The sequence below is a fragment of the Marinomonas profundi genome (genome assembly GCF_020694005.1).
GTDB classification, from domain to species: domain Bacteria; phylum Pseudomonadota; class Gammaproteobacteria; order Pseudomonadales; family Marinomonadaceae; genus Marinomonas; species Marinomonas profundi.
In genome coordinates this window covers 1521260-1533469 of sequence record NZ_CP073013.1, presented here as the reverse complement: position 1 = coordinate 1533469, position 12210 = coordinate 1521260, and the positions used below count along the sequence as shown (strand labels likewise).

Genomic DNA, 12210 nt, shown 5'->3' with positions numbered 1-12210 from the left:
CGCTGTTTTTTGGCTGAGAGCTTATTGCTGTCTAAAAGCGACTTATTGTTGATGATTTACGCCGTGAATTATGCAAATCCTGTCTAAATGGAAAAAAAACTTCCCTGGTCACTTTTTCGTCATTATTTTGTATTAAATTAATTGTTGATATTAAACATGTGTTTAATAAAGGCGTGAAAACGCTTTCTAGTAAATCGCAAAAAAACAACCATCAACTCAAAGGAGTTCAAGAATGACCCTTTCTCGTCGTCAGTTTGTTAAAGGTGCCTCTATCGCGGGCGCTGTTGCCGCTACCCCGTTTTCGATTAATAGAGCCATTGCGGCCAATAAAGAGCTGCGTATCTATGCTTGGGCTGGTTATATTACCGATGAAATGCTCGCCGATTTCAAAGCTAAAACCGGTATCAATGCGACGTTCACGCCCTATGGCACTAACGACGAGTTGATGAACTCTTTGCGTGCGACGGATGGCACGGGCTTCGATATCATCATGCCAACGGTCGACCGAGTACCGGGTTATGTGGACTATGATTTGGTGCAGCCACTGGATGTAAAACGAGTCAATTGGAGCGGTTGCTTAGAAAGCGCTTTGTCTGGTTCAGATGTTGGCGGCATTGTTAACGGCAAGCGTTACTTTGCGCCATCTGATTGGGGCACCGAAGCCATTGCTTATCATAAAAACGACGCCAAAATTAGCAAAGAATTAAGCTATGGCGACCTTTGGTTGCCGGAGAATGCAGGGGGCGTCACCGTGCGTGGTCATTCTGCTTTAGTAGGGATAGGTTTGTGGTTAGAGCAGGCTGGAAAATTGCCTTATCCATTGATTGACTCTTACAAAAATGAAACCGCCATGCGCGCCAACTTCGATGTCATTCTAAAAGTCGCGGCTGAACACAAATCGTCTATCGCTCAATACTGGTCGACTGAAAATGAGGCTCAGGGTGCCTTCCGTACTAATGGCGCGACCATTGGTCAAACCTGGGATAGCACGGCGTTTAAATTGCAAATGGAAGGTGAGCCAATCGCCTACGGCGCACCAAAAGAAGGCGCATTGGCGTGGATGGAAGGTTTTGTTATTCCTAAGAATGCCAACAACGTGGATTCAGTTTATGAGTTCATTAACTGGTATTACACACCAGAAGCGGGTGCCATGTTTGTCAAAGCGACAGGCTATAATTCCACCGCGAAAGGCGCCGATGCCTTGTTGCCAGCAGAAACCAAGCAGTTCTTCCAAGACTCTTACAGTGAACAAGATCTTGCTAACCTTTGGTGGTGGCCAATTCAAGAACCTTGGTATGTTGCCTTGCGTAACGAATATCAAGACCGTTACTTGTCTGCCTAACCTCGAAAGCCCCTTGTGATTGTTTGCAAGGGGCTTTTTTGTATCGAGAAAAAATAATCAGCGAGAAAAATATGGATAGCAGTGTTCATCTAGATAATACCATTATGCAATTTGGGGATTTTACCGCCATACAGGAAACCGATTTAAAAATAGAGTCAGGTGAGTTTTTCAGTTTTTTAGGCCCATCAGGCTGTGGCAAAACGACGATTTTGAACATGATTAGTGGATTTATCGATCCAACACAAGGCGATATTAAGATTGGTGGCCAAAGCATGCGTGGCGTGCCAGCCAATAAGCGTCCAACCTCGATGATTTTTCAAAACCTCGCGCTTTTTCCTCTGATGACAGTCGCCGAAAATATTGAGTTCGGGCTTGAGGTGCGCGGTGTTTCGAAAAGTGAGCGCAAAAAAGCGTCTGATCGACTGCTTGAGCTGGTGGCGCTGGAAGACAGTGGGGCAAAGCGAGTTGCAGAATTATCGGGCGGCCAAAAACAACGCATCGCCATTGCTCGTGCCTTGGCGGTCGAGCCGCAAGTGCTGTTGTTAGACGAGCCCTTGTCCGCATTAGATTTGAAGTTGCGTCAACATATGCGCACCGAATTGAAAGCGATTCAGCGCAAAACCGGTATTACTTTTATCTACATTACGCACGATCAAGGCGAAGCGCTGACCATGTCTGATCGAGTGGCGGTGATGTCGGCGGGGCGGATCCAACAAGTTGCTGACCCCATTACTTTATACCGTGATCCTCATACGGCTTTTGTTGCCTCTTTTGTTGGCGAAAATAATGGCGTGCTTGGCAAGGTGATTGATGCAAATGCGGATCTTGTGGTTTTGGATTGTGGGCCGCTGGGTAAGTTGGCGGGCCGTTCGCAAGGTAATGTCAGTGTTGGCGACGATGCGACATTGTTTATCCGTCCCGAACATTTCCGCTTGCAAGCCGAAGAGGGAATGCACACCTTACAAGCCACTATCGATGAAGTAAATTTCGAAGGTGCGTATTTGACACTCAATGCCAATACATCAGCGGATTTGGCGTTGTCTATTCAGCTGGCTACTCATCAGTTTTCCGAGTCATTAAAGCAAGGTGCTCCCGTCAGTCTTTCTTATCATGAAAAAGATGCGATTGTGATTGCAGGAGGGGGTCATGTTTAGTCAGCTCAAGGCGCGATTTGGCAGCGGGTTGGCGGTTGGTATCTTGGGTATGATTGCTATTTGGCTGATTGCTCTGGTTATCCTTCCGCAGCTTTTAATGGTGGATTACTCTTTTCGCCCCAATTTATTGCCTGCGGACATAGGGGGAGCAAAAGATGTGTATTCGCTGACAAATTACGAAACGCTGTTTAGTAACAAAATACATTTGGCGATTTTCTTTAAAACAATCTGGTCGAGTGTGTTGGTTACCTCCTTAACGCTGTTGGTGAGTTATCCGATTGCCTTTTATTTGGCCAAGGTTGCCACGCCACAAAAAGCGGCGTTGTGCTTGCTGTTGCTTATTATTCCTTTCTGGATCAATGAAATTCTACGGACGTTTTCTTGGTACATTATCCTTGCTTATAAAGGGCCGTTGAACGCTTTGCTTTTGGGGTTGGGGCTTATTGAGCGTCCGATTCGATTTTTGTCTGGCGACGGCGGCGTGTTGATCGGTATGGTTTATGCCTATATCTTGTTTATGATCTTTCCTATTTATAACGCCATTGAAAGCTTGGACAGTAACCAGATTAAAGCCGCTCGTAACTTGGGCGCGGGCTGGATTCGTACCCATTGGCGAGTCGTCATTCCTCATGCTAAACCGGGCATTGCAACGGGCTGTATCATGACCTTTATGTTGGCCGCCGGCAGTTATGCGGTGCCAGCGTTATTGGGCTCGCCCGGTAGCCGTTGGTTTACGCAGATTATTTATAACTGGTTCTTTGAAGGCGGCGATTGGAACCAAGGGGCCGCCTATGCCTTCTTGTTATTAGTGATTTGTATCGGTTTCATTGCTTTGGTAATGCGTATCTTTAAAGTCGGATTAGGGGACATTGCAAAATGAGATCTGAAACGATTATGCGCTTCGCGGTACGCTTTTATATTGGTATCTTTTTTATCTATTTATTCACGCCGCTTATTATCATGGGCTTGGCGACTTTTAATGACAGTCGCTTCCCAACGGTTTCGCCTTGGAAGGGGGCAACGCTTAAGTGGTTTGAAGCGCTTGCTCAAGATGGGGCAATGTGGACCGCATTATGGACGAGTGTTGTTGTGGCGGCAGGTGTATTGGTGGTCGCTGTACCTATCGGTATTTGTTGTGCGTTGTTTTTATCGACGGTGCAAGGCAAAGGCAAAACCTTTATTTATACCTTGATGATGTCGCCGCTCTTAACCCCCGGCGTCATTGTGGGTATATCAACACTGATTTTTTGGAAAGGCTTGTCGGTAAGTGGCGGGGTGTTTTTAACCGTCGTTGCTCAAACGACTTTTATTACCGCTTATGTCATGCTGATGGTGTTGGCGCGGTTACAACGATTTGATCGCACGCTTGAGCATGCTGCGTTGAGTTTAGGGGCGACACAATGGCAAGCTTTTCGACGCATTCTTTTGCCTTACTTAAAGCCGGCGATCATCTCTGCTGCAGCAATAGCCTTTTTGCAATCATTTGAAAACTACAATACCACCTTGTTCGTGAAAGGTTATGACACAACGCTAACTGTCTATATCGCCTCTAAAGTGAGAACCGGTCTGACACCAGCGGTAAACGCGTTAGGCTTAGTGATGATTTCCATTACTATCTTATTGGCCATTGTTTATGAAGTGAAACGTCGTCGAGAGCTTTCTACGCGTTCATAACGAAATTGAGAAATTTATTTGAAATGGAAAGGCCATTATTTGTGCAGATAATGGCCTTTTTCATGTCTATTGATCAGTGATTAATCAATTTATGAGGTCGATACAAATAAATATGACAAAATGATAAAAAACCTCAAAAAAGGGTTGCACAAAATCTGTAGATCCTTAATATACGCCCTCGCTGACACGGACAAGGCTTCAGAGCAACGAAGACCAAGTTCAACTTTACCAGATACGATCTGGTAAAGACTTCAAGTCAGCCCGCTCTTTAAAATAGATAATCAGATAATTTGTGTGGGCGCTCGCTGGAGGCTTCAGAAGATCATCGCACACTTGTGTCGTGTAGTTGATCAAAAAAATTGAAGTCTTACGAGTGTTTATACAGTAATTCGCTTTATGTTGGCTTGTTGTTTTTCGAAGCAGTGAGTCGATTAAGTTATAGTTAGTGTAATAGATTTGAGTAAGCAAGCTTTTTTAACTGAAGAGTTTGATCATGGCTCAGATTGAACGCTGGCGGCAGGCTTAACACATGCAAGTCGAGCGGTAACAGGGGAGCTTGCTCCTGCTGACGAGCGGCGGACGGGTGAGTAACGCGTAGGAATCTGCCTAGTAGAGGGGGACAACATGTGGAAACGCATGCTAATACCGCATACACCCTGAGGGGGAAAGGAGGGGATCACTTGTGACCTTCCGCTATTAGATGAGCCTGCGTAAGATTAGCTAGTTGGTAGGGTAAAGGCCTACCAAGGCGACGATCTTTAACTGGTCTGAGAGGATGGCCAGTCACACTGGGACTGAGACACGGCCCAGACTCCTACGGGAGGCAGCAGTGGGGAATATTGGACAATGGGCGCAAGCCTGATCCAGCCATGCCGCGTGTGTGAAGAAGGCCTTAGGGTTGTAAAGCACTTTCAGGGGTGAGGAAGGGCGTTTGGCTAATATCCAAATGTTTTGACGTTAGCCCCAGAAGAAGCACCGGCTAACTCTGTGCCAGCAGCCGCGGTAATACAGAGGGTGCAAGCGTTAATCGGAATTACTGGGCGTAAAGCGCGCGTAGGTGGTTTGTTAAGTCGGATGTGAAATCCCAGGGCTCAACCTTGGAATGGCACCCGATACTGGCTAGCTAGAGTATGGTAGAGGGGTGTGGAATTTCCTGTGTAGCGGTGAAATGCGTAGATATAGGAAGGAACATCAGTGGCGAAGGCGACACCCTGGACTAATACTGACACTGAGGTGCGAAAGCGTGGGGAGCAAACAGGATTAGATACCCTGGTAGTCCACGCCGTAAACGATGTCTACTAGCCGTTGGGTTGTAATGACTTAGTGGCGCAGCTAACGCAATAAGTAGACCGCCTGGGGAGTACGGCCGCAAGGTTAAAACTCAAATGAATTGACGGGGGCCCGCACAAGCGGTGGAGCATGTGGTTTAATTCGACGCAACGCGAAGAACCTTACCTACTCTTGACATCCACAGAACATTTGAGAGATCAGATGGTGCCTTCGGGAACTGTGAGACAGGTGCTGCATGGCTGTCGTCAGCTCGTGTTGTGAAATGTTGGGTTAAGTCCCGTAACGAGCGCAACCCTTATCCTTATTTGCCAGCACTTCGGGTGGGAACTTTAAGGAGACTGCCGGTGACAAACCGGAGGAAGGTGGGGACGACGTCAAGTCATCATGGCCCTTACGAGTAGGGCTACACACGTGCTACAATGGCGTATACAGAGGGCAGCGAGCTAGCGATAGTGAGCGAATCCCAGAAAGTACGTCGTAGTCCGGATTGGAGTCTGCAACTCGACTCCATGAAGTCGGAATCGCTAGTAATCGTGAATCAGAATGTCACGGTGAATACGTTCCCGGGCCTTGTACACACCGCCCGTCACACCATGGGAGTTGATTGCTCCAGAAGTAGGTAGTCTAACCGCAAGGGGGACGCTTACCACGGAGTGGTCAATGACTGGGGTGAAGTCGTAACAAGGTAGCCCTAGGGGAACCTGGGGCTGGATCACCTCCTTAAACGATAGAAGGCTCTGGTGAGCGTTCACACAAATTATCTGATACCTATCTTAAAAGCATTAGCACAAAGTATTAAGCAAGACGCTAAACATCTTACATTTAATTGTGTTGGATGATTTTTAGTCTCTGACTTAGTGCTTTGCACTAAACTTGCTCTTTAACAATTCGAATTTTGAAATAACGATAAATCAAGTGTTAAACCGGTGGAAGTTCACTTTAACCTAGTGACTTCTATTATCGTAAATCCAGAGAGGTACAAAAGCTCTTTGGTATGTGATCTGATGGTTGTTTCTACTTTTTATGCTGAGTCATTTATGGCTTTTTATTGAATCGTAAAAACTACTTTGGGTTATATGGTCAAGTGACCAAGCGTGCACGGTGGATGCCTTGGCAGTCAGAGGCGATGAAGGACGTGGTAATCTGCGAAAAGGTTCGGGGAGTCGATAAACAGGCTGTGATCCGAACATGTCCGAATGGGGAAACCCACTCTACTTGTAGAGTATCCCACAGTGAATACATAGCTGTGAGGAGGCGAACCCGGGGAACTGAAACATCTAAGTACCCGGAGGAAAAGAAATCAACCGAGATTCCCTAAGTAGCGGCGAGCGAAAGGGGATTAGCCCTTAAGTGATTTTGGTGTTAGTAGAAGGCTCTGGAAAGTGCCGCGATAGAGGGTGATAGCCCCGTATACGAAAACACCTTAATGATGAAAACGAGTAGGACGGGACACGTGTTATCCTGTCTGAATATGGGGGGACCATCCTCCAAGGCTAAATACTCCTGACTGACCGATAGTGAACCAGTACCGTGAGGGAAAGGCGAAAAGAACCCCTGTGAGGGGAGTGAAATAGATCCTGAAACCGTGTACGTACAAGCAGTGGGAGCGGACTTGTTCCGTGACTGCGTACCTTTTGTATAATGGGTCAACGACTTATTTTCAGTAGCAAGGTTAAGCGATTAGTGGAGCCGTAGGGAAACCGAGTCTTAATAGGGCGTTTAGTTGCTGGGAATAGACCCGAAACCGGGCGATCTATCCATGAGCAGGTTGAAGGTTGAGTAACATCAACTGGAGGACCGAACCCACATCCGTTGAAAAGGCTGGGGATGACTTGTGGATAGGAGTGAAAGGCTAATCAAGCTCGGAGATAGCTGGTTCTCCTCGAAAGCTATTTAGGTAGCGCCTCGTATCTCACCATTGGGGGTAGAGCACTGTTTGGGCTAGGGGGTCATCCCGACTTACCAACCCCATGCAAACTCCGAATACCAATGAGTGCAATTACGGGAGACACACGGCGGGTGCTAACGTCCGTCGTGGAAAGGGAAACAACCCAGACCGTCAGCTAAGGTCCCCAAGTGCCAGTTAAGTGGGAAACGATGTGGGAAGGCTTAGACAGCTAGGAGGTTGGCTTAGAAGCAGCCATCCTTTAAAGAAAGCGTAATAGCTCACTAGTCGAGTCGGCCTGCGCGGAAGATATAACGGGGCTCAAACTGGCCACCGAAGCTACGGATGCTTAGTTTACTAGGCATGGTAGAGGAGCGTTCTGTAAGCCGTTGAAGGTCAAGCTGTAAGGCAGGCTGGAGGTATCAGAAGTGCGAATGTTGACATGAGTAACGATAAGGGGAGTGAAAAACTCCCCCGCCGGAAGACCAAGGTTTCCTGTCCCATGTTAATCAGGGCAGGGTGAGTCGGCCCCTAAGGCGAGGCAGAAATGCGTAGTCGATGGAAAACAGGTTAATATTCCTGTACCGATGTATATTGCGATGGAGAGACGGAGAAGGCTAGGCCAGCACAGCGATGGTTGTCTGTGTTTAAGGCGGTAGGCAAGTGACTTAGGCAAATCCGGGTCACTCTTTAAGAGAGGATGTCGAGAACTGATGACGAGCCCTCTTTTGGGCGAAGTGGTTGATGCCATGCTTCCAGGAAAAACTTCTAAGCGTCAGATATACATTGACCGTACCCCAAACCGACACAGGTGGTCAGGTAGAGAATACCAAGGCGCTTGAGAGAACTCGGGTGAAGGAACTAGGCAAAATGGTACCGTAACTTCGGGAGAAGGTACGCCGGCCAGTGTGAAGGGCTTGCCCCGTAAGCACCAGTCGGTCGAAGATACCAGGTGGCTGCGACTGTTTATTAAAAACACAGCACTCTGCAAACACGAAAGTGGACGTATAGGGTGTGACGCCTGCCCGGTGCTTGAAGGTTAATTGATGGGGTTAGCGCAAGCGAAGCTCTTGATCGAAGCCCAAGTAAACGGCGGCCGTAACTATAACGGTCCTAAGGTAGCGAAATTCCTTGTCGGGTAAGTTCCGACCTGCACGAATGGCGTAACGATGGCCACACTGTCTCCACCCGAGACTCAGTGAAATTGAAATCGCAGTGAAGATGCTGTGTATCCGCGGCTAGACGGAAAGACCCCGTGAACCTTTACTATAGCTTCACAGTGAACTTTGAACCTACTTGTGTAGGATAGGTGGGAGGCTTTGAAGCGGTGACGCCAGTTACCGTGGAGCCACTCTTGAAATACCACCCTGGTATGTTTGAGGTTCTAACTCAGGTCCGTTATCCGGATCGAGGACACTGTGTGGTGGGTAGTTTGACTGGGGCGGTCTCCTCCCAAAGAGTAACGGAGGAGCACGAAGGTGTGCTCAGCATGGTCGGAAATCATGCATAGAGTGTAAAGGCAAAAGCACGCTTAACTGCGAGACAGACACGTCGAGCAGGTACGAAAGTAGGTCTTAGTGATCCGGTGGTTCTGTATGGAAGGGCCATCGCTCAACGGATAAAAGGTACTCCGGGGATAACAGGCTGATACCGCCCAAGAGTTCACATCGACGGCGGTGTTTGGCACCTCGATGTCGGCTCATCACATCCTGGGGCTGAAGCCGGTCCCAAGGGTATGGCTGTTCGCCATTTAAAGTGGTACGCGAGCTGGGTTTAGAACGTCGTGAGACAGTTCGGTCCCTATCTGCCGTGGACGTTTGAGATTTGAGAGGAGCTGCTCCTAGTACGAGAGGACCGGAGTGGACGAACCTCTGGTGTTCCGGTTGTCACGCCAGTGGCATTGCCGGGTAGCTATGTTCGGACGGGATAACCGCTGAAAGCATCTAAGCGGGAAGCCTCCCTTAAGATAAGATCTCACTGGAACCTAAGTTCCCTAAAGAGCCGTTCGAGACTAGGACGTTGATAGGTTGGGTGTGTAAGTGCTGTGAGGCATTGAGCTAACCAATACTAATTGCTCGTGAGGCTTGACCATATAACACCAAAGTGGTTTTGCTGACTCGACGAAAGTCGAACAGTAAACACATAGAGACACAGATTACGATAACGCATCAGTCATGATGAGCATCGGTTTAATACTTGATTATTGTTATTTCAAAACAGAATTGTTAAAGATCCAAGCACGTCTTCGCGTGTTTTGGTGAGACGAAAAGTCCAGCCAGAACGAACGCAACAGAATTGCTTGACGATCATAGAGGCGTTGAACCACCTGATCCCATCCCGAACTCAGAAGTGAAAAGCGCCATCGCCGATGGTAGTGTGGGAGATCCCATGTGAGAGTAGGTCGTCGTCAAGCTTTAATTTAGAAAGCCCTGATAGGTTATCCTGTCAGGGCTTTTTTTCGTCTGTAGAAAAATCAGAAACACACTCGCCTTGATGTTCCATTCGCTTGCGCCTGTTTCGCGGGCTCAACGCGTCAGCGCGAATCCAACACCAAGACGAGCTTTTGCGCAGGTTGGATAGGTTTTGTAGGCCTGATGAGGGAGGCACGACCGTAATCAGGCGTTAGCCTATAGTAGGTTGATTATATTGGTTTTTTGTAGGTCGTGGCTTTAGCCCGACAAGGCGTAATTTGTCGAGGTGAGTTTTTTGTCTGTAGAAAAATCAGAAATACACTCGTCTTGGTATTTCATTCGCTTGCGCCTGTTTCGCGGGCTCAACGCGTCAGCGCGAATCCAACACCAAGACGAGCTTTTGCGCAGGTTGGATAGGTTTGTAGGCCTGATGAGGGAGGCACGACCGTAATCAGGCGTGTGACGTTATTTAGCCTGTAATAGGTTGATTTATATTGTTTTTTTGTAGGTCGTGGCTTTAGCCCGACAAGGCGTAATTTGTCGAGGTGAGTTTTTGTCTGCATGTTATTTTTTCAGGGTAAATCGCGACCTACAAGATCGACAGAAGCCGTTTAGCGACACCCTCGAAGGCGGAAATCCAACACCAAGACCTGCAATCATAAAAATAGCCTTAACCGCGTGTAGCTGATTAAGGCTGTTTTTTATTTATTCACTGCCATGGAAAAACCCCGCGGGCTTTAATGTTAATAACTTAGGCACTTATCCACTTCGTTGGCGACGGCAAGAATGACGGCGACGCGTTGGTGAATGGCTTCTGGTTGGCTGTCTAGAATGCGTTGTGTGTGGGTATGGGCTTTACCGCCTGCTTGTTCTAGTAGCATGGCCATTGGGTTGGCTTTGTACATTAGGCGATGCTTAAAAAATATAGTGGGCGTAAATAGCGGAGGCTTATGCAAAAACAAACGGCCCAAGTTAGGGCCGTTTTAAATAGGAACAAGGTCGATAAATAGGATTAGTCTTCCATTTGTGCTTTGTCGACGATGTGATTATCACCTATATCTTTTGGTAGGATGAGGTTTAGCGTGATCGCGACGATGCCACAAAGACTGATGCCCTGTAGACTAAATTCACCAATCCCAAATGCCATGCCGCCGATACCAAATACCAATGTAACGCCGACTATGATTAGGTTGCGTGACTTATGAAGGTCGACTTGGTTTTTGATTAGGGTGTTGAGTCCAACGGCGGCAATGGAGCCAAATAATAGAATCATAATGCCGCCCATGACAGGTAATGGAATCGTTTGTAGTGTTGCGCCTAATTTGCCCATCCATGCAAGTGCGATCGCGGCAATCGCGGCCCAGGTCATGATGATAGGGTTGAATGCTTTGGTGAGCATGACGGCACCGGTCACTTCACTGTAGGTTGTGTTGGGTGGCGCGCCGACCATAGCGGCGGCCATTGTCGCGATACCGTCGCCAGCAATAGTGCGATGTAGGCCTGGTTTTTTCAGATAATTTTTACCGGTGACGTTGGAAATCGAGAGGATATCACCCACATGTTCGACGGCGGGGGCGAGCGCGACAGGCAACATAAATAAAATGGCGTTGATGTTGAATTCTGGCGCAGTGAAGTTAGGTACAGCAAACCATGGGGCATTATATATAGGTTCGAAGCTGACGATGCCGCATAGCAGGCTTAATATGTAGCCGACTATTATACCGCCGAAGACAGGTAGTAATTTAAACAGGCCTTTGGCGAACACACTGATGAAGATGGTTGTGAGTAAGGAGGCGATAGCAATCCAAATTGAAATGTCAGCATCTACGAGCTGTAGTTGGCCATCACCACTTTTACCTAATGCCATATTGACAGCGACAGGAGCCAATCCAAGGCCGATTACCATAATCACCGGGCCAATTACCACGGGCGGTAATAATGTGTGGATAAAGCCGGCACCTTTTAAGCGAATGAATCCACCAAGAATGACGTATACCAGGCCTGCTGCCATTAGTCCGCCCATGGTGGCGGGAATTCCCCATGTTTGCACGCCATACATAATCGGAGCAATAAAGGCGAAAGATGAGGCGAGAAAAATGGGAACGGTTCGACGTGTCATTAATTGGAATAGTAGGGTGCCGACGCCGGCACCAAACAGGGCAACGTTAGGGTCAAGCCCTGTGAGTAGTGGTACGAGTACGAGGGCGCCAAATGCAACAAACAGCATTTGAATGCCTAAAACGGCATTTTTCATAGTTAGAATTCCTTGCGATGGTTTGATTTGTCAGAATTTTATAGGTAAGTCGCTAGCAGCGCTATCATGATATTGACTGTGTTTTGGGCGGAGTGTTTTGACCGCATTGGTAAGGTGACGCGTTACCCTAAATTGTCTGCGTTAATATGTTAAATATTTACTCTATCTGAACACTTGGTAAGGCCGTAATTCGCTAATAT

6 protein-coding genes and 3 rRNA genes are annotated in these 12210 nt (G+C 47.7%); 7 read left to right on the top strand and 2 right to left on the bottom strand.

All coding sequences use genetic code 11. The annotated features are described in order from the left end of the window. Positions 1–232 precede the first annotated feature (232 nt). The 7 genes from J8N69_RS07225 (at position 233) to rrf (ending at position 9758) form a co-directional block, all read left to right on the top strand. Positions 233–1342: an extracellular solute-binding protein gene (locus tag J8N69_RS07225; protein WP_168823971.1), complete on the top strand. Its 1110-nt coding sequence runs from the start codon at positions 233–235 to the stop codon at positions 1340–1342. Between the two features lie 71 nt (positions 1343–1413). Then, on the top strand, positions 1414–2496 hold the full coding sequence (locus tag J8N69_RS07220; RefSeq protein WP_168823973.1) for an ABC transporter ATP-binding protein: 1083 nt from the start codon (positions 1414–1416) through the stop codon (positions 2494–2496). Next, positions 2489–3376, top strand: coding sequence for an ABC transporter permease (locus J8N69_RS07215; RefSeq protein WP_168823975.1), 888 nt, complete (start codon positions 2489–2491; stop codon positions 3374–3376). The genes J8N69_RS07220 and J8N69_RS07215 overlap by 8 nt, the downstream gene beginning before the upstream one ends. Beyond that, the gene (locus tag J8N69_RS07210; RefSeq protein WP_168823977.1) at positions 3373–4170 is read left to right on the top strand and encodes an ABC transporter permease; all 798 of its coding nucleotides are present in this window, start codon (positions 3373–3375) and stop codon (positions 4168–4170) included. Before J8N69_RS07215 ends, J8N69_RS07210 begins: the two co-directional genes overlap by 4 nt. Before the next feature lie 475 nt (positions 4171–4645). Beyond that, positions 4646–6183, top strand: a 16S ribosomal RNA gene (locus J8N69_RS07205). A gap of 355 nt (positions 6184–6538) precedes the next feature. Next, a 23S ribosomal RNA gene (locus J8N69_RS07200) occupies positions 6539–9437 on the top strand. A gap of 206 nt (positions 9438–9643) precedes the next feature. Beyond that, a 5S ribosomal RNA gene (gene rrf, locus J8N69_RS07195) occupies positions 9644–9758 on the top strand. The 16S, 23S and 5S rRNA genes sit together here, the layout of an rRNA operon. A gap of 741 nt (positions 9759–10499) precedes the next feature. Here the strand turns inward: rrf and J8N69_RS07190 are convergent. After that, positions 10500–10661: a hypothetical protein gene (locus J8N69_RS07190; RefSeq protein WP_227804005.1), complete on the bottom strand. Its 162-nt coding sequence runs from the start codon at positions 10659–10661 to the stop codon at positions 10500–10502. 107 nt (positions 10662–10768) lie between these two features. Next, entirely contained in the window at positions 10769–12010 is a 1242-nt protein-coding gene (locus tag J8N69_RS07185; RefSeq protein WP_168826578.1) for a uracil-xanthine permease family protein, read from the bottom strand. Between the last annotated feature and the right edge of the window lie 200 nt (positions 12011–12210).

Coding starts and splice junctions, on each gene's coding strand:
- J8N69_RS07225 (WP_168823971.1), top strand. CDS start 233: ATGACCCTTTCTCGTCGTCAGTTTGTTAAAGGTGCCTCTATCGCGGGC.
- J8N69_RS07220 (WP_168823973.1), top strand. CDS start 1,414: ATGGATAGCAGTGTTCATCTAGATAATACCATTATGCAATTTGGGGAT.
- J8N69_RS07215 (WP_168823975.1), top strand. CDS start 2,489: ATGTTTAGTCAGCTCAAGGCGCGATTTGGCAGCGGGTTGGCGGTTGGT.
- J8N69_RS07210 (WP_168823977.1), top strand. CDS start 3,373: ATGAGATCTGAAACGATTATGCGCTTCGCGGTACGCTTTTATATTGGT.
- J8N69_RS07190 (WP_227804005.1), bottom strand. CDS start 10,661: ATGTACAAAGCCAACCCAATGGCCATGCTACTAGAACAAGCAGGCGGT.
- J8N69_RS07185 (WP_168826578.1), bottom strand. CDS start 12,010: ATGAAAAATGCCGTTTTAGGCATTCAAATGCTGTTTGTTGCATTTGGC.